This is a genomic window from Sphingopyxis sp. JAI108 (assembly GCF_013410105.1).
In the GTDB taxonomy this organism is placed as follows: Bacteria; Pseudomonadota; Alphaproteobacteria; order Sphingomonadales; family Sphingomonadaceae; genus Sphingopyxis; species Sphingopyxis chilensis.
On sequence record NZ_JACCCJ010000004.1, the window covers coordinates 193,830 to 216,625 of the forward strand.

A 22,796-nucleotide genomic window follows, 5' to 3' on the forward strand; every position below is an offset into this window, starting at 1 on the left:
GGCTTTCGCCGGGGTTCCCCCGTCCCCCGGGCAGGACCACCGCGCGGCGGCATGGGCCGCGCCTTGGCCTATCGCCTGCGTGAGCGGCCACAGGTCGCCAGCTTCGCCGCCGCATGGGACGCGAGGTCGCGATGGGCCGCACGCATCAGTTCAGCATCGCAAAAAGAATGACCCGCCCCCAGGCCCATGTCCCCGGGGGCGGGTCGCGACCCGTCGTCAACGGCCACCGCGGCCCGTGCGGCATGATGCACGAGCAGCGGGGCCAAAGATCAGGCGAGGTCGAAACGGTCGGCGTTCATCACCTTGGTCCAGGCCTTGACGAAGTCCTTGACGAACTTTTCCTCATGACCCGTCTCGGCATAGACTTCGGCGACTGCGCGCAGTTCCGAGTTCGAACCGAAGATCAGGTCGGCACGCGTTGCGCGCCAGGTCTCGCCGCCACCCTTGCGGTCGGTCGCGACATATTCCTGGTCGTCCGATCCATCGACGGCCTTCCACACATTGGTCATGTCGAGCAGGTTGACGAAGAAGTCGTTGGTCAGCTGGCCCGATCGCTTGGTGAAGTGACCATGCCCGCGCTCGCCGTGATTGGCGCCGAGGACGCGGAGCCCCCCGACCAGCACCGTCATCTCGGGCACCGAGAGCCCGAGCAGCGACGCGCGGTCGAGCATCATTTCCTCGGTCTTAACCGCCAGCTTCTTCTTGCCCAGATAGTTGCGGAACGCGTCGGCTTCGGGTTCCATCACCGCAAAGCTGTCGGCGTCGGTCTGCTCTGCGGTCGCGTCGCCGCGACCGCCGGTGAAGGGCACGGGCACGTTGAAGCCCGCATCCTTGATCGCCTTTTCCAGACCGACGACCCCGCCAAGCACGATCGCGTCGGCCATCGACATATTGCCGCGCAGCCCGTCGAGCGTATCGAGCACCTTCGCCAGCATCGCGGGCTCGTTGACCTCCCAGTCCTTCTGCGGCGCCAGCCGCACGCGCGCGCCATTGGCGCCGCCGCGGAAGTCGGACTTGCGATAGGTGCTGGCCGAGGCCCACGCGGTCTTGACCAGCTGGCTGACGGTCAGGCCGCTCGCGGCGATCTTGTCCTTCACCGCCTTGACGTCGGCATCGGACGGCATCGTGCCGGCAGGAACCGGATCCTGCCAGATCAGGTCTTCGGCGGGGACTTCGGGGCCGAGGTAACGGATCTTGGGCCCCATGTCGCGGTGGGTCAGCTTGAACCAGGCGCGCGCGAAAGCCTCCTTGAACGCTTCATGATCGGTCCGGAACTTCTCGCTGATCTTGCGGAACTCCGGATCGACCTTCAGAGCCATGTCGGCGGTGGTCATCATCGTCGGAACCTTCTTGGACGAGTCCCAGGCGGCGGGCGCCATATCCTCTTCCTTCTGGTTGATCGGCTGCCACTGCTGCGCGCCGGCGGGCGATTTCACCAGCTCATAGTCATAGTCGAGCAGCAGGCGGAAATAATTCTCGCTCCATGTCGTCGGCGTGTTCACCCACGCGCCTTCGAGCCCGCTGGTGACCGTATGCTCTCCGATGCCGCCGCTTTCATGACCGCTGACCCACCCGAAGCCCTGCGCGACGAGATCGCCGCCCGCGGGGGCCTTACCTAGCAACGACGCGTCGCCATTGCCGTGCGCCTTGCCAAAGGTGTGGCCGCCCGCGGTCAGCGCGACGGTCTCCTCATGGTCCATCGCCATGCGGTGAAAGGTTTCCTTGATGTCGCGCGCCGACTGGAGCGGATCGGGGTTGCCGCCCGGTCCTTCGGGATTGACGTAAATCAGGCCCATCTGGATTGCCGCAAGCGGACCCTCGATCTCGTGCATGCCATGTTCGGGAGCGATGCGCGTCTGCACCCCCTCGTTGACCCATTTGTCTTCGCTGCCCCAATAAATGTCGCGCTCGGGCTCGAACACGTCGGCGCGGCCGCCACCGAAGCCGAAGACCGGACCACCCATGCTTTCGATCGCGACATTGCCGGTCAGGATGAACAGGTCGGCCCAGCTGATCTTGTTGCCGTATTTCTGCTTGATCGGCCAAAGCAGGCGGCGCGCCTTGTCGAGGTTGCCGTTGTCGGGCCAGCTGTCGAGCGGCGCGAAGCGCTGCTGCCCGCTGTTGGCGCCGCCGCGGCCGTCGGCGGTGCGATAGGTTCCGGCGGCGTGCCACGCCATGCGGATGAAGAAGGGGCCGTAATGCCCGTAGTCGGCCGGCCACCAGGGCTGGCTGTCGGTCATCAGCGCGGTGAGGTCCGCCTTCAGCGCCTGATAGTCGAGCGACTTGAACGCCGCGGCATAGTCGAAATCCTCGCCCATCGGGTTCGACGGGCCATTGGGGTTCAGGATCTCGGTCGCCAGCATCTCGGGCCACCAGTCCTTGTTGGTGCGGCCGAGCAGCGCGCGGACGCCGCCGGGCTGGTGGACCGGGCAGCCGCCGGCGGGATCGATGGGGGTGGGGTCGTTCATGCAGTCTCTCCTCTTTTGATTATGCGTTGATGACCGGACGGGATGACGGGCGCGTGACGCGGCGGCGGAAACGGTGGTTTCCGAGGGCCGCTGAAGGACGGTCGGCGCGGGCAGGCGTCGAGTCGATGGCGTCATCCTTTCGTTCTGACCCGACGACGATAGGCCCACGCGTCCAATCGACCTAAACGAATAAGCTGAATATAGTCATCGAATGAACCGATCAGGCGGACATCCGGTTGCCGGAACGCCGGGCGCCCGTCCCGCGCCAGCCACGCCCCGGCTCCAAGGTGGAACATCTGGCACTGCCGGGGGGTTGATCGGATGTCGCGGCATGATGGCATGGCGCGGCAAAAGGAGATGGAAAGTGGCTAACACCCCCAACCAGCAGAACGAGAAAAACCCGCAGGCTGACCGCGACGAAGAACAGCGCCGCCAGCAGCAACAGCAGGGTGGCCAGGATCGCCAGCAGGACGGTCAGCGTTCCGATCAGGATCGCAACAAGAACCCGCAGCAGCGCTGATTTTCTCAGGCTGCATGAGAAAGGGCGACCCTGCGGGGCCGCCCTTTTCATTTGCCGGCAGGACAAAGATCAGAAGCCCGCCTTGGCCGTCGCGCCCCAAGTCCGGGGATCGCCCGGCAGGCCAGTGATCAAACCGGTATTGCCCGGACCGACACTCAGCTGCTCGAGGTAATCCCGGCCGAAAGCGTTGCGCACCCAGCCAAAGATGTCGAACCCGACCTCCGTCCGGAACCCGGCGCGAAAGTTCGAAAGCGAATAGCCATCAATCCAGGTGTAAGCCGACGGCGACGGGTTCGACGACCAGTCCGAACGATAGCTGCCGTCGTAACCCAGATAAAATTGACCATCCTTGCCGAAAAGACTGGATTCGGCGTTCGCCTCGGCGCCAAAGGAAATGGCCCATTTCGACACGCCCGGCAGGCGCTGCCCTGAAATGTCGCAGTTCGGCGGACTGCTGGTCCCACCGGACAGCTCGGGCGGGCAAGGCGCATCGACGAAGCGTTCATATTCGGCATCGGTGTAGGCGCCATTGGCATAGGCCCGAAACCGCTCGCTCGGCCGGACCGAGAAATCGAATTCGGCGCCTTGGGTGCGCACCTTGCCCGCATTGGCGAGATAGCCGCGCAGCACCCCGAGCTGGCCGTTGTTCACATTGGCCTGGAAATTCTTGATGTCGGTGCGAAAGGCCGTGAGGTTCAGGGTGATGCGCCGGTCCCAGAATTCGGACTTCGCCCCGGCCTCATAATGATTGACCGATTCGGGCTTCACCGTTGCGGCGGCGAGGATCGGGTTTCCGTCGGCGCCGTTGGGCACGCCATTCTGGTTGATCCCGCCCGATTTGAACGTCTTCGCATAGGTCGCATAGAAAAGCAGGTCGTCCGCCGCCTTCCACGTCGCGGTGAGGTCGTAGCTGAAGTTCCAGTCGCTGAACGACGGCGCATATTCCTGCGGTGTAAATACGCCGAGCCGCGCGACCGATACCGGATCGGTCAGGCCCGCCGTCACCGGCGAACCGTCGCCGGCAAAGACGAGGCGGCGATAATAGCCGTCCTTCTTGTCATAGTTCAGCCGGACGCCGGGCTGGATCGTGAACTGGTCGGTGACCTTCCAGCTCATTTGGCCGAACAGGGCCGCGCTGGTGTTCTTGAGATACTGCGCGTTGATGGCGGCCAGGCCGTCGAGCACCGAAGGATCGTTCGACAGGGCGCTCGTCGGATTGAGCGTCCAGCGGCTCGACGCCGGACCGTGGGCCTCTGTACCCTGCGTGTCGATGCGCTGGTAATAATAAAAGCCGCCGACGACGAAATCGACGCGATCGCCGGTGTAATTATAGCGCAATTCCTGCGTGTACTGGTCCTGCTGCGACGGATTCTGCGACTTGGTGACGATCGGCAGACCGGTGAAGTCGCGATCGTTTTCGGGCTGCCAGTCCCAATAGCGCCACGCCGTGACCGACGTCAGCGTGCCTGGCCCGACATCCCATTTGATGCGCAGCGAGGCGCCGCCGATCTCGTTGCCCGCATTCAGGCTGGCATCGAGATCGGTGAGCCGGTCATAGGGATTGTCGCTGGGAAACGCATAGCCCTGTGCCGCGGCGAGAGCGGCGAACTGGCGGTTCAGCGGCCGCTGCGTCGCGCCGGTGCGAACGAAGACCGAGCCGCAGCACACCGCTTCCTGCCGGTTCCAGTCGCCGGCGAGCGTGATGTCGAGATTGCCGGCCGGCCGCCAGAGCAATTGCCCGCGAATGCCGATATTGTCCTGGCTCTGGATATAACGGTCGGTGACGACGTTATGAATCGTGCCGCGGCGGCTGGTCGACGAGATCGCGACGCGCGCAGCGAGCGTATCGGACAAGGGACCCGAAATCGCGGCCTTCGCCTGCTTGAAATTCAGGTTGCCGATGCTGACCTCGGCCTTGCCCTCGAAATCGAAGCTCGGCTGGTTGGTGGTGATGTTGATCGCGCCGGCGGTGGTATTCTTGCCATAGAGCGTACCCTGCGGCCCGCGCAGCACCTCGATCTGCGCAACATCGAGGAAATCGAAGGTCGAAGAGGCGACGCGCGAATAATAGACGTCGTCGACATAGATGCCGACACCCTGTTCGATCCCGTCGTTGGTGAGCCCGAACGGCGCGCCGATGCCGCGGATATTGACCGCGGTATTGCGCGGGTTCGACGAATAGAATTGCAGCGTCGGCGTGAGCTGCGTCAACCGGCCGACGTTGAAGCTGCCCGTATTGTCGATCTGTTCGCCCGCGACGACCGAGATGGCGATCGGCACGTCCTGTGCGGTTTCGCTGCGACGGCGCGCGGTGACGACGATCTCGCCGCCGTAGCTGCCGCCCTCGACCTGCGCGGCGGTGTCATCGGCAGCGAGATCGCCGGTGGTTTCCGCGGCGGCGGGGGTCGCCAACAACAAGGAAAGCGTAAAGAGGCTGGCCGGTACGCGCCGGCGGTTGGACGGATATTTTGCGGTCATGACAATTTCCTGTTGCAAGAAAATTGCCACATCCGGCGGTCCGGTCTGCGGCATTGAAGTGGGGAATATCCCCGTCGGGAGTGGTCTAATTCAGTTGGGGTAGCGGTGCCGTTCGGTCACATCGACCTGCACCAACCGCCCTTCATGCACGGTCAGCTGGATCGCGCCGAACTTCAGCTTGTCGAGCGCGTCGAGCACCGTCTGGATGGCGCGGCGCGGCGGTTGAGAGCCGCTTTTCGCGGCCTCCTCGGTCGAACTCATCGATATTCCTTTCCCGTCTGGATTCGCCGGACAAGAATATCCCAAGTGATTTAGTTGACAATAATCGTTTTGCTTTTTGCGCCGAAAGGTTCGGTTGTCGCGCCCAACGGATTCACGCGTGCGACGGGCCGACGGGCGCGACGACGCCAGGGATTGCGCGCGAGTCCCCATGCTGGCAAAGGCAGCCTCAATGAGCAAAATGAACGAACTGATGGCGCGCGGGACCGAACTTCTCGGCAGCGACCATGCCATCCTCTGCGGCGCGATGAGCTGGGTCTCCGAGCGCCGTCTGGTCAGCGCGATCAGCAATGCCGGAGGCTTTGGCGTGATCGCGTGCGGCGCGATGACGCCCGAACTGCTCGACGCCGAAATCGCGGCGACCAAGCTACTCGCGACGCGCAATTTCGGCGTCAACCTGATCACCATGCACCCACAGCTGTTCGACCTGATCGACGTGTGCGCCAAGCATGGCGTCGGCCATGTCGTGCTCGCGGGCGGCCTGCCGCCCAAGGGCAGCCTGGAGGCGATCAAGGCCTCGGGCGCGAAGGTGATCTGTTTCGCTCCGACGCTGGCGCTCGCCAAGAAGCTTGTGCGTTCAGGCGTCGACGCCCTGGTGATCGAGGGGATGGAGGCGGGCGGCCATATCGGCCCGGTGTCGACGAGCGTGCTCGCACAGGAGATCCTGCCCACGCTCGCCGACGAAGTCCCGATCTTCGTCGCCGGCGGCATCGGCCGCGGCGAGGCGATCGCCGCCTATCTGGAGATGGGCGCGTCGGGCGTCCAGCTCGGTACGCGCTTCGTCTGCGCGACCGAGAGCATCGCGCATCCCAATTTCAAAAAGGCTTTCCTGCGCGCCTCGGCGCGCGAGGCGGTCGCGAGCGTCCAGATCGACCCGCGCCTGCCAGTCATTCCGGTCCGCGCGCTCAAGAATGCCGGGACCGAAGCCTTCACCGCAAAGCAGCGCGAAGTCGCGAACAAGCTCGACAAGGGCGAGGTCGACATGGCCGAAGCCCAACTCGAGATCGAGCATTATTGGGCGGGCGCGCTGCGCCGCGCCGTGATCGACGGCGACGTCGAAAATGGTTCGTTAATGGCAGGGCAATCTGTCGGTATGGTATCCGAAGAAGAGAGCGCGGCAGCAATTGTCGCATCTCTGGTGCAACAGGCCGAAGCCGCGTTGCACGCTCGGGGTTGATGCCGCATGGCGATGCGGTTGGGGAGTGGTCATGAATTTGTCGCGTAAGATCATCGTAGCCGGCCTGCTGGCGAGTGTTGCCGCCTGTGCGCCGAAACCGCCCCCCCCGCCGCCGCCTCCCCCGCCGCCGCCGGTCGTCGTCACCATCCCGCCGCGGCCGCTGCCGCCGGGCAATGCTTCGCTGACGCAGATCCTTCCGGGCCGCGGGATCGACGGACGCTTCGTCACCGCGAACAGCGGCGTGACGGGCGACCGTGCCTTCTGGCAGCTCAAGATCGGGCTCAACGTCGCCGCGATCGGTTGCCGCGGTATCGAGGAATCGACGCTGGTTTCCGCCTATAACAATATCATCAAGGCGCACGGCAAGGTGATCAAGTCGACCGAGAAGTCGGTGATCAAGGATCTCGGGAAGGAAAACAAGAACAACGGCATCGCGCCGCGCGACCGCCTGTCGACGCAATTGTTCAACTATTTCGCCCAGCCCCCCGCGCAGCGGAACTTCTGCGCGCGGGCAAACGAGATCGCCCAGATCGTCTCGACGACGCCCACCGACCAGCTTGTCGAACAGGCGCCCGCGCACCTCGCGCGGCTCGACGAGCCGTTCAAGGAATTTTACGAAGCCTATGCCCAATATCAGGCCGATGTGATCGCGTGGGACGCGAAATATGCGCCGCCGCCGGCCATCATGACGGCGCCCGCACCGGCCACGCCGGTCGGCCCGGCGATCACGACCGGCACCACGCCGGGGGCGCTGGCGACGATGCCCGCGGATCCGGCCGAGAGTCGCTGACGGAATTTCGGGCCGCATAGGAATAGATCGGACAATCGCGCGCGAGGTATTGGCGCACGCCGCATCCTTCTGATAGCAGGATGGCGATGACCAACGCCCCGCCCCCGCCCTCGTCGGCCGCCCAGTCGGCGCGCACCATATTGACCCGGCTGCACGAGGTGATGGCATCACGCGTCAATGCGCAGGGCAAGCTCAACCAGGTCGTCGGCATCATCGGCGAATGCCTCGACAGCGAGGTGTGCTCGATCTACCTGCTGCGCGACGGCGCGCTCGAACTTTACGCGACGCGCGGGCTGAAGCAGGAGGCCGTGCACGTCACGCGCCTCGGCCTCGGCGAAGGGCTGGTGGGCACGATCGCCGAGCATATCGAGACGCTGAACCTCGACGAAGCGGCGGCGCATCCCGACTTTTCCTATCGCCCCGAAACGGGCGAGGAACTGTTCCACAGCTTTGCCGGTGTCCCGATCATCCGCCGCGAGCGCGCAGTGGGCGTCCTCTGCGTCCAGCACGCCGATCCGCGCCGTTATGCCGATATCGAGATCGAGACGCTGCAGACGGTCGCGATGGTGCTGTCCGAACTGATCGCCAACGCTGATCTGGTCGATACCGCCGCGCGCACCGATGCCGCCGCGGCGGATCAGTCGGCGCAGCGGCTGAACGGGCAGAAGCTGGTCGACGGGATGGGCGCCGGGGTCGCGGTGTTCCACCAGCCGCGCATCACGATCGAGCACACGGTCGCCGACGACACCGAAGCCGAACGCCACCGCGTCTATGCCGCCTTCGACAAGATGCGCGAGCAGATCGACCGCATGGCGAGCAGCGCCGACTTCGGCGTCGGCGGCGAGCATGAAGAGGTCATCGAGACCTACAAGATGTTCGCCTATGACGAAGGGTGGTCGCGACGGATCAACGAGGCGATCGACAGCGGGCTGACCGCAGAGGCGGCGATCGAGCGCGTCCAGCAGCGCACCCGGATGCGGATGCGGCAGATCGACGATCCCCTGCTGCGCGACCGCATGCACGATCTCGAGGACCTGTCGAACCGGCTGATCCGGATCGTGTCGGGGCAGATGGGCACCGCGGCGCAGATGGGCCTGCGCCAGGATTCGATCCTGATCGCGCGCAACCTCGGCCCCGCCGAGCTGCTCGAATATGACCGCCGTCGCCTGAAAGGCGTCGTGCTCGAGGAAGGGTCGCTGACCGCGCACGTCATCATCGTCGCGCGCGCGATGGGTGTGCCGGTGATCGGCCGCGTCAGCGATGTTCGCACGTCGATCCGCGAAGGCGACCTGTTGCTGCTCGACGCATCGGCCGGCCAGTTGCATGTCCGGCCGACGCAGGCGGTGCAGGATGCGTTCGACGCAAAGTTGGAGATTTCACACAAGCGCCGCGCGAACCTTGCCTCGTTGCGCGACCTGCCCGCGGTCACCAAGGATGGTGTGCCGATCGAACTGATGATCAATGCGGGCCTGCGCGAAGACGTCGCGGCGCTCGACTTGACCGGCGCGCGGGGCATCGGGTTGTTCCGCACCGAATTCCAGTTCCTCGTTTCGGCGACCCTGCCGTCGCGCGACCGCCAGCAGCGACTATACCGCGACGTGCTCGACGCAGCCGGCGACCGGCCGGTGATCTTCCGCACGGTCGACATCGGCGGCGACAAGGCGCTGCCCTATATGAACGTAGGCGACAGCGCGCAGGAGGAAAATCCGGCGATGGGCTGGCGCGCGCTGCGCCTCGCGCTCGAGCGCGAAGGACTGCTCAAGGTTCAGGCCCGGGCGCTGATGGAAGCGGCGGCGGGACGGACGCTCAACGTGATGTTCCCGATGGTGTCCGAGCCGTGGGAATATGAAGCGGCGCGCGACCTGTTCGTCGGCCAGCGCGCGTGGCTCGCGCAGCATAACAAGAAATTGCCGGCAGCCATCCGTTATGGCGCCATGCTGGAAGTGCCCGGCCTCGTCGAAACGCTCGACCTGATGCTGCCGCACCTCGATTTCCTGTCGGTCGGGACCAACGACCTGACCCAATTCCTGTTCGCGGCCGACCGGGCACATCCGCGGCTCGCCGAGCGCTATGACTGGTTGTCGCCGACGGTGATGCGCTACCTCGCTCGCGTCGTGCGGGTCGTCTCGGGAACGAAGGTCGCGCTGGGCGTGTGCGGCGAGATGGGCGGACGGCCGCTGGAAGCGATGGCGCTGCTCGGCGTCGGCATCGAGCGGCTGTCGATCACCCCGGCCGGCGTCGGGCCCGTCAAGGCGATGATCCGCTCGCTCGATCTCGGCGCGCTGCGCGCCGACATGCCGGCGATCCTCGCACGGCCCGCCGCCAACCCGCGCGGCCAGTATCAGGACTGGGCAGAGCGTCATCAGGTCGATCTGGGCGATTGATCACGCTTCAGCGCCGAAATTAACCTTTCGACAGGGATGTTTTGGTTAATACACTCTTGCGCCCATTGGGGAGGCTGGAGAAGATGATGCAGTTGGTCAAACGTTCCTACGCCGGGGTCATGCACAAAATCGCCGACCTCGGCCCGATGGAAAGGCTTGCCGAGGAAGCGCAGCAGAGCGACGAATATGGCTGGTTGCGCTGGGCCGCTTCGCTGCTCGCTATCCACGACATCGAACGCATGATCGCGCTCGGTCTGCCCTGGTGGAATGTCGCCGCGACACGCGACGTTGCGCAGTTCCTTCGCACGCGTCCGAATGCACGGGTTTTCGAATATGGCGCGGGCGCGAGCACCATCTGGCTCGCCCGCCACGCCGCGCACGTCACCTCCGTTGAGCATCATGCCGAATGGCACCACCGGCTGAGCAGGGAAGTCGCGCGCTTCCAGAATATCGCGTTGCACCACTGCGAGCTCGACGGCGACGCCTATATCGGCGCAATCGACGAAACGGGGGCGCCGTTCGACCTGATCGTCGTCGATGGACGTCGCCGCACCGAATGTCTCGCGCGAGCAATCCCGCATCTAGCGCCGGGCGGCATCATCCTGCTCGATGACAGCGGCCGCAGTCGCTATCGCCGCGCCATCGAAAATTGCGGGCTGAAAGAGCGCCGCCATTTTGGCCGCTCCTATTGTGTCCCCTATCCCGATTTTACCAGCATCCTTCATGCCTGACATCGCCGCGCCGCGGCGCCGGCCGTCGTTCGAACGGATCGGGCGATGGGTTGGCGGCCTAGCGCTCGCGGCCAGCATCGCCTTCATCGGCGAGCGACTGTGGCGGCTCGACTGGTCGACACTCCAGCCGCACGCTTCGTGGAGCTTCGCGGGCGCGATGCTCGGCGCCGCGCTGCTCTTCGCCGCCGCCGACCGCGCACTGGCGCTGGGATGGACCGCACTCGTCGATCCCGAACGGGTCCATCCGCCGCGCGCTATGGCGCGCATCTATGCGCGCGGCGTGTTGATGAAATATCTGCCGGGGTCGGTGTTCCAATATGTGAGCCGCCAGGTTGAAGGCGCGAAGACCGGAATCGAACATAAACTGCTCGCCAAGTCGGTTGCTATCGAGGTCGGCCTGCATCTGGTCAGCAGCATGTCGGTCGCCGCCGCCTGCCTGGCCTTCGATCGCTGGCCTGTAACGGCGGTCATGGCAGCGCTCATCGTCATCGGCGCATCGCTTTCCATGCGCCGGCCGCTACTGACCGCGCTGGCCTTCCAGATCATCGCCTTCGGCGCTTTTGCCGCGGCTGCCGCGTTGATCGGCGCTGCGGTTCTGCCAGCCGGCGCGACCCTCGCGCATTTCGCCGCGCTGTTCCTGCTGGCGTGGCTGGCGGGATTTGTCGTGCCTGTCGCACCGGGCGGCATCGGCGTTCGCGAAGCAGCGCTGCTGGCGCTGGCAGGCACCAGCCTGCCAGCGGCGGCTTTGATGGCGGCAACGCTGGCGCTGCGCGCATCGTCGATCGCCGGCGACCTTGGATATGGCCTTGTGACGCTGGGACGCCGCGACCGGGGTTGAAAGGCGTTTGCCGGGCGCGCGGCAAATACCACGACGGCAACGCAATTCAGAACAGCATGAAAAGGGGACCGCCCTCGTCGAGCTGCGCCGGAACCTTGATGCCCTGCCCCCAGATCAGCCGGGCGCCCGAAGCACCGGTCGATGCCCGATGGACGCCGCGGTCGAGGTGGACGAATTGACCGGGCGCGAACACGCGATCGCCGATCGTGATGCTCGCATCGCCCACCGTGTAGGAACCAGGCACCCGGATCGTGAAGCGATGATCGGTCGAGCGGGATGGAATATTCTCGCCGGCGATCCAGAACGGGCCCCACAGATGCACGAACGTATCGCGGATCGCGGCGAGATCGCCGGGAAGGAAAGAGGGCACCGGGCCTTTGCCGTTCAACGCATCCTCGAACATATGGTCGTCGTTCACCACTAGCGGGACCGGCTTGGACGCCATGGTTTCCTCGAGGCTCGGAAAGCCGCCGCGAAGATATTGGTCGATGCCCCAGGGCGTCATGAACACATTGGCCTTGGGAAATCGCCCCAGCATCGCGCAACTGTCGAAGTAGGAGACGCCGTTCGGGAACATGGCGTCGGCGACGCGCAGCATCTGGCGCTGGCGTTCGATCGGGTTCGGCGGTTCCTTGTAAAGGACGAAGCCGCCACCGAGCAGCAGCAGCGCGGCGACCGCGATCGCGCGGTAGCGCGCAACCAGCACCGCGAACACCACGCCGCAAGCGACCGTGACCGGCGGCAGCATATAGACGTAAAAATAGGGCGCGGTGTTGTGATAGAAGAACAGCGTCAGGATCGGCAGGTAAAAGCCGGTCAACGCCAGCTTTTCGGCTTTGGGCAGCGCCGCGTTCCAGACGACGAGCGGAAACGCCAATATGGCGAGCGCCAGAACGACCGAAAGCTGCACGCCCTTCACCAGCGATTGCCAATAGGTCACATAACCAAAGTGGAACATCTTGCCGCCGGCGCGCGAGACGACCTTCATCGCCTCGACGTCGCTGTTGCCGGCCAGGCTGCTGGCGTGCGCGAGATAGATCAGCGCGAATGCACCGAGCGCGGCGCCGCCGAGCGCGGTGAAGCGGAGGAGCAGGCGCCGCTTGTCCGCCGCCTCCGACCAAAGGAGGCAAGCGACGCCCAGAAACACCGGTGCATAGAGGATCGTCTTGATCGTCAGCATCGCCGACAGGCCGGCAAGCAGGCCGACGACAAGAATCGGACCGGCGGTCAGGCGAAACCGCAGCAATATCCAGGTTGCGGTCATGAGCATCGCAGCGGCGGGCGCATCGAAACGGAAGGAGGTGCCGTGCTGAAGCACATATCCGGCGGTCAGATATGCCAGCGCGCAGAGCATGGCGGGCACCCGCGCCACGAAACGCGACGCAGCGCCGAAGATCGCCGCCGCGACGATGATCTCGCACAGGAACATGAAGAGCCGGATCGTGATGATATGGTCGACGCCGACACCCGGCAGATCGACCGCCCACACGAAGGCGCGCGTGTAGAGCGTCTGCAGCGGTTCGGTCAGCGTGCCTTGCGCAAGCTTTTGCACCTGGCTGTAATGATAGAATTCGTCCCAGTTGATCGCGCGCGTGAGCGCGAGATAAAGATGCGCCGCAAGCGCCAGCACGATCCCCGCCATCGGCCAGAAAAGCGAGCCGGCGTCGGGAAATTTTCCGACGCGGACGTCCAGCGCCGGTATCGCCTTCGGCGCCCCGCGATGCCTTTTCAGCGGTTCGCCACCACGATGGCCCCCGGCTTCCCCCTGCTGGTCCATGGTCCCTTCAATACTCCGTAAAGATGGGCCCGCTCGGCCAGGCAAAAGCCGGTCGGTCCAGATCGTCGCCCCAACGCAGGGTCACATCGACGCCGCGTGGCCCCGCGACGCTGTGCATTCCCCTCGCCAGCGTGACCAGGCTGCCGGCGGGATGATGTTTCCCGTCAATATCGATGCTCCCGCCCTCGACGGTATAGCGTCCGGGAACCGCGATCTCGACCGCAATCGGCCGTTCACCCGGCGCGATGACCTTTCCGGCAACGAACAGCCGTCCCCAATGCGGAATATAATTCTCGCGCAGAATCCTGTCGTCTTCGGGAAGAAAGCGGCCGTCGAAAGACGTGTCGTGGAAAAGACCCCGCAGAACCACATTATTGGCCAGAAGCATCGGGACGGGCTCGGCCTTCAGCGCCGCGCTGTAAATCGGTTCGCCCGCCCGATAGTAATTTTCCAGTCCCCATCCGCTGGCGAAGTGATTCACCGCGCGCGGGAAATTTCCCGCCATTCCGCTGTTGTCGATATAGGTGACGGGCGCGGGAAATATGGTCTGAATGCCGGTCAGGATCGCCCGCTGGCGGGGCAGCACGTCGCGATCCTGCCCGAACGACAGCAGCAGCGCGCCGGCGAGCGGAAGGAAAGCCACGGCAACGACGCCGTAACGCTGCCGGAGCCAGCCCACCACGGGCGCGACGGCAACAACGGCGGGGGGCAGGATGAAGGCGAAGTGATAGGGGAAGGCATTGCGATAGACGGCGACCGTCGCGAGCGGCGCCAGAAGGGAGAGCAAGAGAATGCGCTCCGTCCAGCCGCGGCCGGGCCAACAGGCGTAAAGGACCGTAGCGAGAATGGCGACCGACAGCAGCGGCGCAAAGACGATCTGCAACAGGAGCCAGGCCCCTTGCGGAAAGACACCCCCCGAAAACATCCGGTCGATCGAAGCGCGACCAAGATCACCGACGTCGCGCAAAACGCCGACCGGCCCGGTCGCCGGCAGATGGGGTGCCAGCCAGAGCAGCGTCACGCCTGCCAGCGCGACCAGCATCGCCGCGCTCGCCAACACCCGGCGATGACCGGGCTTCTCCAGCCGGAACAGCAGGACGCCCAGAAAGGCGGGCGCGTAAAGCACCGCTTTGATCGTGGAAAAGAAGGCCAGTCCGACAAGAAGCAGGATCAGCGCGATTTCCCTGCCGCGCAGCGGGCGGCAGAGGGTCAGCCACAATGCCCCCATCAGCAGGGCGGCCGCGATCATGTCGGCCCGCAGCGCGAAGGCGTGCAGGAACACATAGCCGCCGGTCGCGTATATCAACCCGCAAAGCAGCGCCGTTTCGCGGTCGGTAAAGCGGCTCGCCATTCCCGCGATCGCCGCGATCGTCGCGATTTCGAAAGGAAGGATGAGAAGCCGGATCAGCTGGATATGGTCGATATTATCCCCGGGGAGCGCGGGAACCCAGAAAAACAGCGCGACAAATGGCGCCTGCAGCCATGGCGCCGGACGCCCGAGCAGATGCTGGTGGATCTGGCTGAAATGGAAAAATTCGTCCCAGTTCACGCTTTTGGCATAAACGAGCTCGACCTGAAGCAGCAGCACCAGAGCCAGCATCGTGCACAGGATCTGCACCGCCGTCGGGCGAAGCAATCGCGTCGCGATATCTCGCCGCTGCGCCACCGATGCCATAGTCAGCGTTCGGCCCGGCGCTTCCCGTGAGCCTCGTCGGCAACCGGATCGGCAGCGCCTCCGTTCGCGGCGTCCAGATGCGCCTCGATCTTGTGAAGGCGGATAAGCCCGGCTTCGATCAGCTTGCGGTTCGCGGCGATCAGGTCGGCGAGCAGGCCCATCACCGCAACCATCGCGCCAAGCACCAGCAACGCGCCGCCGATCACCAGCGACTGGACATGCCCGTCGCCCCCGCCCTGCAGGAAAAAGATCAGGAAACGCACGATCGGAACAACACCCACGAACGCGATTGCCAGCCCGAGCCCGACGAAGGCACGTAGCGGGTTATAGGTCGTATAGGCGCGCGCCATCGTGATACCGGTGTTGACGATGAAGCGCGGGATCGATTTGAACAGGCGCGACGGGCGCAGCGTTGCATTGGTGCGGATCGGCACGCTGAGGATCGACAGGCGCTTGCGCCCGGCCTGGATCAGCATGTCGGTCGTGTAGCTGAATTCGGTCGTGATATTGATGCGCTGTGCCGCCTCGCGGCTGATCGCGCGAAATCCGCTGACCGCGTCCGAAACCTGCACGTTGGCGAGGCGCTGGACCATCGCGCTGCCCAGCGCCTGCAACCGGCGTTTGACCGGGCCGAAATGTTCATTGTCGCCGACGCCACGGTCGCCGACGACGATATCGGCGCGCCCGTCGATGATCGGCGCGACAATCTTGGCGATATCTTCGCCGACATATTGGCCATCGGCGTCGGTGTTGACGATGATATCGGCACCGGCGGCAAGCGCTGCGTCGATGCCCGAGCGGAACGCCGCGGCGAGCCCGCGATTGGTGCGGTGGCGCACGACATGGTGCACGCCCCACATGCGGGCGACCTGCGCCGTATTGTCGCTGCTGCCATCGTCGATGACGAGGATTTCGATCGTGTCGATGCCGTCGATCTTGCGGGGCAAGGCCGCAAGGGTAGCCGGAAGGTCTTCGGCCTCGTTCAGGCAGGGAATCTGGATGACCAGCTTCATCGCGCGAACTGCCGCCGGATCCCCATCGACCCCGATCGGCCCGCAGCCGATTTTCCGCACCCGCCCTGATCCATGGAAGTTCCCCAAAATCCGTGTCTCTGCGGCCTAGGCGCTTGTGGTTAACATCCCGCTAATGCTTACCCCTCGCGTCATTGCCGAGGTCGATATGTTTATGATATGTTCTTTCTCGATTCTACAAGGAGAGAGCGATGACCGACAAAGCCCCCCGCGCCAGCGGCCAATGCCATTGCGGCGAAATCCGCTATTCGATGAGCACCGCGGTGCAGCACCATGCGCTGTGCCATTGCAGCGATTGCCGCCGCCATTCGGGCGCGCCGCTCGTCGGCTGGGCGCTCGTCGGCAACGACGAGATCGAAATCAGCGGGACGGCCAGCATCTACGCCTCATCCGAACATGGCCGCCGGCATTTCTGCGGCAATTGCGGCACCGGGCTTTTCTACACCAATGAGGCGATCTTTCCGGGCCAGATCGACGTGCAGAGCGCGACGCTCGACGACCCCGACCTGATCCCGGCGCAGGCGCAGATCCAGACCGCCGAACGCATCGGCTGGATGGAGAAGCTGAACGACCTTCCCGCCTTCGAACGCTATCCGCCTTTCGAATAGCGGCGGTCATTATCGTCGGCGGCGACGACCGACGCCACGAGTTTCGCGATGTCGAGCCGGCCCGTGCCGTCATCATAGCCCTGGCGGACGATCACGAGTTCGCGCGACGGGATGATCACGACATATTGGCCGCGATTGCCGAAACCGCCAAAGGCGTCGGCCGGCACGCCTTCGGACCGGTCGAGCAGCCAGAAACCCGCGCCATAGCGAAACGCGCCGTCGGGCTGCGGTCCGCTCGGCGTGGTAACGAAACGGCGCCAGTCGGCGGGAAGCAGGCGCTCGCCCCGCCACATCCCGTCATTCTGATAGAGCAGCCCGAGCCGCGCGAGATCGCGCGCGGTGGTCCATACCTGACTCGACAATATATAATCGCCGTCCTTGTCATGCTCGGCGAAGGTGCGCGTCATGCCGAGCCGATCGAAGAAAGCCGCGGGGTCGAGCGGCGTCCCCGCCCTTTCGAGCGCGGCCTTCAGCGAAAGCGTCGCGAGCAACGTATCGTTGTTGGCGTAGCGATAACGCGTGTTCGGCGGATTGAGCAGCGGCCATTGGGTGATCCACTGGCGTACCGAGGCGCCGCCCATATAGATGGCGTCGCTGCGGTTTCCGGCAGTGTCGCTGGTGAGGCCGCTCGCCATCCGCATCAGCTGTTCGGTGGTGATCGCGGCGCGCGGGTCGCCCGGTGACTGCCATTCGGCGATCGACGCGGGCTGGGTCACATCGATCCGGCGCTGATGCACGGCATGGCCGATCAGCGTCGCCGCCATCGACTTGGCGACCGAGAAGGTGCGCTGCGCGGTGTGCATGTCGTGCCCGCCCCAATAGCGTTCGAGCGCGATGCGTCCGTTCTTGACGATCAGCAACGAACTGGTGCGGCCGCCGAATGCCTCCATATTCATCGTCGCGCGCTCGAAACTGCTCATCCCCTTGGCAATCGGCCAAGTCGCGCCCTTGTCGCCCATCGGCCAGGGCTGGGCATCGAGGTTGGGGCGCCGTTTGGCGGGGTCCACCGTCGTCGCGGACTGCGCGCCGATCGGCAGCGTGACACAGCCTTCGCGCCCGTTCCATTCGGCGATGCGCGGCGGCATGTCGGCGCGATAGGTCACGCGGACCGTTTTGGCGCGCTCGTCGACATCGGCCTTGAGCGCGCGGACATCGGCCTCGATCTCGGGATAGATGCCGGTGAGTTCGTCGCGCTCGATCGCCGCGAGCGGTTTGCCTGCGCCGTTCCAAAGCGACGAACAAACAAACGCCGCGCGATAGCCCGCCGCCCAGGCGCGGTGCAGCTCGGCATCGGGCTTCGGCGCCTGCGCCGCTGCGGGCGCAGCGCTCGCGAGAAGGAGGACGCCGAGCAGGCGCAGCATATCAGGGCCGGTCGCCGAACGCCTGCCGCTGCGCCCTTCTGGCGCGATCCCACCATGCGCGGCGCAAGACATTGGCGACCCGCTCGGGATCGTTCGACCCGAACCGGACGAGCAGCGCGTGCCAGCCTTCATAATGCGCGGTCTGCCAGAAGGTGTCGGGATCGGTTTCAAGCAGGATTTCCTTTTCATCGGGCTTGCACATCACGGCGAAACTGCCGCGTTCGCGCCCCGGCGAGGCGAGCGCCTTGCCATTGAGCTTGGGACAGGGGGTGCCGTAAAAGGACAGCATCTCGACATCGGGAAGCGCGCACGCGAAAGCGACCACATCATCCCAGCTGTCGAATGTCAGCGCCATATCGCCGTTGTCGCTCAGTCTTCCAATGTCCCGGCGGTGACCTCTATGTCGCGCCCCAGGGGCTGCATGGGCTGGAAGCGCACGCGCGTCAACATCAGGCGGTCGCCCTGGATATCGAGGTCGAACAATGCGTTGCCGCCGCGCGGGCAGCAATCGCCGTCCCCCTCGCGCGCGACGGGGGCCGATGCGGTCATGTCGTCGAAGGCGAATTCAGCGGGGCCGCGCAGCCAATAACCCGTCGGCAGCATCTTGCCGCCCTGTTCCGACCAGTCGGACAGATCGACGCGGCGCCATCCCGGCTCGGCAGTCTCGCTCATGAAGAGCGCATCGGCATTGCCGCCGCCGCTGCCCGCAGGTGTGCCGCCGACGTAGATCAGCTGACGCTGGTCGTTATCGACGACCAGATCGGGCGCCCCGATCGATCCCGAGCTTTCGGCGAAGCCCGCGAGGGACGCCTTGCCCGCCTTGTCCTGTGCAACGAGAACCAGCATCCGCCTTTGGGCGCCGTCGCGCGGTGCGAGCAGCATCTTCTGCCACAACAATGCGGTGCCGCGACCCGCGGGATTGATCCGCCCGCTCGCCTCGACGGTGCACTTCCCGCCGAAATCATAAAGGCATCGCTGCGCGATACCGGTGACGCGAGCGCGCGTCAGCGCGATCTTCGCCTCCACCTGCGCGGTGGTACAGCTGGTTTCGATAGTACCGCCCGGGCAGGACAGGATCGGTGTCGCTGCGGCGGCAAGGACAAGCGCCAATGCCATGATGAATACCCCAGTGCCGGCGCGACCCGAGCTGGGCAAAAACTACACCCTTGCGCCTCGTGGAGCAAGGGTGACGTCATTCCTTCACGCGGCGCCGTTCGTCCCACCAAGCGATGCGCTCGGCGATACGCTTTTCAAAGCCGCGATCTACGGGGCGGTAGAAGTCGACCGGCGCCATGCCGTCGGGCCAGTAATTGTCGCCGGAGAAGCCGTCGGGCGCATCATGATCGTAACTGTAGCCAGCGCCATAACCCAGATCTTTCATGAGCTTGGTCGGGGCGTTGAGGATATTCGCGGGGGGCGCGAGGCTGCCCGTTTCGCGCGCGGCCGCCCACGCCGCCTTCTGCGCGGCATAGGCGGCGTTCGACTTGGGCGCGGTGGCGAGGTAGAGGCATGCCTGCACGATCGCGAGTTCGCCCTCGGGCGAACCGAGGAACTGATAGGCATCCTTCGCGGCCAAGCATTGCACAAGCGCCTGCGGGTCGGCGAGGCCGATATCCTCGCTCGCGAAACGGGTGAGTCGCCGCAGCAGGTAGAGCGGCTCCTCGCCCGCGACGAGCATCCGCGCGAGCCAGTAGAGCGCCGCCTGCGGATCCGAACCGCGCAGCGCCTTGTGGAGCGCCGAGATCAGATTGTAGTGGCCGTCGCGATCCTTGTCATAGACCGGCATCCGGCGGTGGAGGAATTGTGCCAGCTCGCCCGGATCGAGCGGTTTTTCGATCGTCACCGAAAACAGCGTTTCGACCTGGTTGAGCAGGAAGCGGCCGTCGCCGTCGGCGCTGGCGATCAGCGCCGCGCGGGCTTCGTCGGTCACGGGCAGCCGCTGGCCGATCTCTGCCTCGGCGCGCTCGATCAGCGTTCCGAGCGCGGCTTCGCCAAGGCGGTTCAGCACCAGCACCTGCGCGCGGCTGAGCAGCGCGGCGTTGAGCGCGAAGCTGGGATTTTCGGTCGTCGCGCCGACAAGCACCACGGTGCCACGTTCGACATAGGGCAGGAAGCCGTCCTGCTGCGCACGATTGAAGCGGTGGATCTCGTCGACGAACAGCAGCGTGCGCTTGCCCGCCGCCGCCATCTTCTCGGCATCGGCAAAGGCCTGTCGCAAGTCCGCAACCCCCGAGAAGACGGCGGATAAAGGCGCGAACCGCATGCCGACCGCCTCGGCGAGCAGGCGCGCGATCGTCGTCTTGCCCGTGCCCGGCGGGCCCCAGAGGATAATCGAGGACAATTGTCCGGCGGCGACCATCCGGCCGATCGCGCCTTCGGGGCCGGTCAGATGCTCCTGCCCCACAACCTCGGCGAGCGTGCGCGGGCGCAGCCGTTCGGCGAGCGGCGCAGGACCGCTCGCGCCGCTTTCGCGCTGATCCGGTGCCTCACCGCCGAACAGATCCCCGGCCATCGGACGATCAGTCCCGGCGCCGCTGTTTCTGGCGGATCAGGCGGATATAGGTATCGGCGACCGCCTGGTTTATCGCGTCCCATTGATAGGCTCCGCTTTCGCGCACCGCCGCCGCGCCATGTTCGGCGCGCAGCCGCGTATCGCGGCAATATTGTTGGAGATGGTCGGCAAAGCCGGTGATCGATCCGGGGGCGACGAGATAGCCCGTCTGTCCATGCTTGACGATGCTCGCGCTGCCCGTGGCCCGCGCGGCGACGACGGGCAGCCCGCACGCCATGGCTTCGAGCGTCACATTTCCGAAGGTTTCGGTGACCGACGGATTGAAGAAGATGTCGCACGATGCGAGCGCGTGGGCGAGATCCTCGCCGCCCTGGAACCCGACGAAATTGGCATCCGGCAGGCGCGATTCGAACCATTCGCGGGCCGGCCCCTCGCCGATCACGACGACCTTGTGCGGTACGCCTCGCCGCTGAAGCACGTCGATGGCGTCGGCAAAGACGTCCAGCCCCTTTTCCATCACGAGCCGGCCGAGAAAGGCGATCGCGGGAACATCGTCGTCTATGCCGAGCGACCGGCGCCAAGCCATGTCGCGCCGGCCGGGGTTGAAGACCCCCTGCTCGACCCCGCGCGTCCAGATGCCGATGTCAAAATTCATCCGCTGGTCGCGCAGCACCTGCGCAAAGCTTTCCGACGGCGCGATCAGCGCGTCGCACTTGCGATACAGCTTGCGCAGCCACGCGACGACGACGGGTTCGAGGAACGACAGATTGTAATAGCGGAAATAGGTCTCGAAGCGCGTGTGCACCGAGCAGGCGACCGGAAGCCGCCGTCGCCGCGCCCACGCCGCAGCCTGCCGCGACACGCGATCGGGGCTGGAGATATGGACGATATTCGGGCCAAAGGCCGCGATATCCTCGCGGACCCGCGACGAGAAATTCAAGGGAATCCGGTATTCGCTGCGTCCCGGAATCGCCATCGACGGCACGCTGACAAGGTCCCCCGTCGGTTCGAAATCGGGGTTGGCGACGGTCGGCGAATAGACGCGCACCGCCGCGCCATGCGCCAGCAGAAAGCCGACCAGGCGATTGAGCGCCTTGTTCGCACCATCGGTGGTCATGTTGTAATTGCCGCTGAACAGGGCGATGCGAAGGTCGGAAACTTCCATCCGGTCGCGCCTAGTCCTTTAGCCGCGCATTGGCAATTGCGTCAGAACTCCTCGGTCCGTTCCGACGGCGCCTCCAGGTCGATTTCGACGGGCGGATGGAGGCGCAGCCGGTGGACGCGGCGTTCGTCGGCCTCGGTCACTGCGATCCGCCAGCCGCTCGGGTGGACGAGGATCTCGCCAACCTCGGGCACATGCCCCGCGAGCACCGCGGCAAGTCCGCCCAGCGTGTCGACATCCTCGTCAACCTCGGCGAGGCGGGGGTCGATCGCTTCGCCGACATCGTCGAGTTCGGCGCGCGCGTCGGCATCCCAGCAGCCATTTTCGCCGGGCGCGAACAACGCGGTCGGCTCGTCGTCATGCTCGTCCTCGATCTCGCCGACGATTTCCTCGACCAGATCCTCGATCGTCAGCAGGCCTTCGGTGCCCGAATATTCGTCGATGACAATCGCCAGATGGGTGCGTTTGGCGCGCATTTCGGCGAGCAGGTCGAGCACGCCCATCGATTGCGGTACATAGAGCGGCTGGCGGATGAGGTCGAGAAGCGGCGGCGGCGCGCGCCCCTCGGCGAGCACCGCGAACACATCCTTGACGTGGATCATGCCGACGACCTCGTCGAGGTTTTCGCGATAGATCGGCAGCCGGCTGTGCCCGGCCTCGGCGAACATCGCGACGACTTCGGTGAAACTCGCGCTTTCGGGAATGGCGATGATGTCGGCGCGCGGCACCGCGACATCGTCGACGGTCTGTTCGCCGAAGTGGAGCAGGTTGCGCAGCATCTTGCGCTCGATCGGCGACAGGTCGCCGACGATATTGCTGCCGCGCCGGTCCTCGCGCTCCTCCTCGGCCTCGTCGATGACCTCTTCGATCTGCTCACGCAGCGACGGTTCCTTGTCACCGCCGAACAGCAGGTTTCTCAGTCCGGACAGCAGTCCGGACCTGCTACTGTCCTCTTCCGATCGGTTCGAAGATCCCTGGTCGTCGGGCATGTGCGAAGCGTTTCCC

19 protein-coding genes are annotated in these 22,796 nt (G+C 65.1%); 7 read left to right on the forward strand and 12 right to left on the reverse strand.

Features of this window, described 5'->3' with window-relative positions:
* Positions 1 to 269: 269 nt before the first annotated feature.
* A complete protein-coding gene (gene katG, locus HDC29_RS17225; protein ID WP_179499520.1) occupies positions 270 to 2,468 on the reverse strand; it encodes a catalase/peroxidase HPI in 2,199 nt (732 codons plus the stop codon).
* A 364-nt stretch (positions 2,469 to 2,832) separates the two neighbouring features.
* Here katG and HDC29_RS17230 point away from each other — a divergent pair, with 364 nt between their 5' ends.
* The gene (locus HDC29_RS17230) at positions 2,833 to 2,988 is read left to right on the forward strand and encodes a hypothetical protein (RefSeq protein ID WP_179499521.1); all 156 of its coding nucleotides are present in this window, start codon (positions 2,833 to 2,835) and stop codon (positions 2,986 to 2,988) included.
* Positions 2,989 to 3,057: 69 nt separating this feature from the next.
* Here HDC29_RS17230 and HDC29_RS17235 read toward each other — a convergent pair whose 3' ends face one another.
* Complete coding sequence (locus HDC29_RS17235; protein ID WP_179499522.1) at positions 3,058 to 5,466, reverse strand: TonB-dependent receptor; 2,409 nt, start codon at positions 5,464 to 5,466, stop codon at positions 3,058 to 3,060.
* Between the two features lie 90 nt (positions 5,467 to 5,556).
* The gene (locus HDC29_RS17240; protein WP_179499523.1) at positions 5,557 to 5,727 is read right to left on the reverse strand and encodes a YezD family protein; all 171 of its coding nucleotides are present in this window, start codon (positions 5,725 to 5,727) and stop codon (positions 5,557 to 5,559) included.
* A gap of 190 nt (positions 5,728 to 5,917) precedes the next feature.
* On the opposite strand from HDC29_RS17240, the gene HDC29_RS17245 reads away from it, so the two are divergent.
* From HDC29_RS17245 to HDC29_RS17265, 5 genes are all read left to right on the forward strand, one after another.
* Positions 5,918 to 6,922, forward strand: a complete 1,005-nt coding sequence (locus tag HDC29_RS17245; RefSeq protein ID WP_179499524.1) for a nitronate monooxygenase family protein — start codon at positions 5,918 to 5,920, stop codon at positions 6,920 to 6,922.
* Between the two features lie 31 nt (positions 6,923 to 6,953).
* On the forward strand, positions 6,954 to 7,712 hold the full coding sequence (locus HDC29_RS17250) for a hypothetical protein (protein WP_179499525.1): 759 nt from the start codon (positions 6,954 to 6,956) through the stop codon (positions 7,710 to 7,712).
* 86 nt (positions 7,713 to 7,798) lie between these two features.
* A complete protein-coding gene (gene ptsP, locus HDC29_RS17255; RefSeq protein ID WP_179499526.1) occupies positions 7,799 to 10,096 on the forward strand; it encodes a phosphoenolpyruvate--protein phosphotransferase in 2,298 nt (765 codons plus the stop codon).
* Positions 10,097 to 10,179: 83 nt separating this feature from the next.
* Positions 10,180 to 10,827 carry a class I SAM-dependent methyltransferase gene (locus HDC29_RS17260; RefSeq protein ID WP_179499527.1) on the forward strand — a complete coding sequence of 216 codons (648 nt, stop codon included), beginning with the start codon at positions 10,180 to 10,182 and terminating at the stop codon, positions 10,825 to 10,827.
* The gene (locus HDC29_RS17265) at positions 10,820 to 11,665 is read left to right on the forward strand and encodes a hypothetical protein (RefSeq protein WP_179499528.1); all 846 of its coding nucleotides are present in this window, start codon (positions 10,820 to 10,822) and stop codon (positions 11,663 to 11,665) included. The genes HDC29_RS17260 and HDC29_RS17265 overlap by 8 nt, the downstream gene beginning before the upstream one ends.
* A gap of 46 nt (positions 11,666 to 11,711) precedes the next feature.
* Here HDC29_RS17265 and HDC29_RS17270 read toward each other — a convergent pair whose 3' ends face one another.
* From HDC29_RS17270 to HDC29_RS17280, 3 genes are read right to left on the reverse strand one after another with little or no spacing between them, the layout of a single operon-like run.
* Positions 11,712 to 13,442 carry a hypothetical protein gene (locus HDC29_RS17270; RefSeq protein ID WP_179499529.1) on the reverse strand — a complete coding sequence of 577 codons (1,731 nt, stop codon included), beginning with the start codon at positions 13,440 to 13,442 and terminating at the stop codon, positions 11,712 to 11,714.
* 7 nt (positions 13,443 to 13,449) lie between these two features.
* On the reverse strand, positions 13,450 to 15,078 hold the full coding sequence (locus HDC29_RS17275; RefSeq protein ID WP_179499530.1) for a glycosyltransferase family 39 protein: 1,629 nt from the start codon (positions 15,076 to 15,078) through the stop codon (positions 13,450 to 13,452).
* A gap of 41 nt (positions 15,079 to 15,119) precedes the next feature.
* A complete protein-coding gene (locus HDC29_RS17280; protein ID WP_326914347.1) occupies positions 15,120 to 16,190 on the reverse strand; it encodes a glycosyltransferase family 2 protein in 1,071 nt (356 codons plus the stop codon).
* Between the two features lie 149 nt (positions 16,191 to 16,339).
* Here HDC29_RS17280 and HDC29_RS17285 point away from each other — a divergent pair, with 149 nt between their 5' ends.
* A complete protein-coding gene (locus tag HDC29_RS17285) occupies positions 16,340 to 16,756 on the forward strand; it encodes a GFA family protein (RefSeq protein ID WP_179499531.1) in 417 nt (138 codons plus the stop codon).
* Here the strand turns inward: HDC29_RS17285 and HDC29_RS17290 are convergent.
* The 6 genes from HDC29_RS17290 to HDC29_RS17315 form a co-directional block, all read right to left on the reverse strand.
* Entirely contained in the window at positions 16,738 to 18,117 is a 1,380-nt protein-coding gene (locus HDC29_RS17290; RefSeq protein WP_179499532.1) for a serine hydrolase, read from the reverse strand. The two genes, HDC29_RS17285 and HDC29_RS17290, sit on opposite strands and share 19 nt — an antisense overlap.
* A gap of 1 nt (position 18,118) precedes the next feature.
* Complete coding sequence (locus tag HDC29_RS17295) at positions 18,119 to 18,472, reverse strand: MmcQ/YjbR family DNA-binding protein (protein ID WP_257018352.1); 354 nt, start codon at positions 18,470 to 18,472, stop codon at positions 18,119 to 18,121.
* Positions 18,473 to 18,486: 14 nt separating this feature from the next.
* The gene (locus HDC29_RS17300) at positions 18,487 to 19,233 is read right to left on the reverse strand and encodes a hypothetical protein (protein ID WP_179499533.1); all 747 of its coding nucleotides are present in this window, start codon (positions 19,231 to 19,233) and stop codon (positions 18,487 to 18,489) included.
* A gap of 76 nt (positions 19,234 to 19,309) precedes the next feature.
* Complete coding sequence (locus tag HDC29_RS17305) at positions 19,310 to 20,629, reverse strand: replication-associated recombination protein A (protein ID WP_257018353.1); 1,320 nt, start codon at positions 20,627 to 20,629, stop codon at positions 19,310 to 19,312.
* Positions 20,630 to 20,636: 7 nt separating this feature from the next.
* Positions 20,637 to 21,794, reverse strand: a complete 1,158-nt coding sequence (locus tag HDC29_RS17310) for a glycosyltransferase family 1 protein (protein ID WP_179499534.1) — start codon at positions 21,792 to 21,794, stop codon at positions 20,637 to 20,639.
* A gap of 41 nt (positions 21,795 to 21,835) precedes the next feature.
* The gene (locus HDC29_RS17315; protein ID WP_179499535.1) at positions 21,836 to 22,780 is read right to left on the reverse strand and encodes a hemolysin family protein; all 945 of its coding nucleotides are present in this window, start codon (positions 22,778 to 22,780) and stop codon (positions 21,836 to 21,838) included.
* Between the last annotated feature and the right edge of the window lie 16 nt (positions 22,781 to 22,796).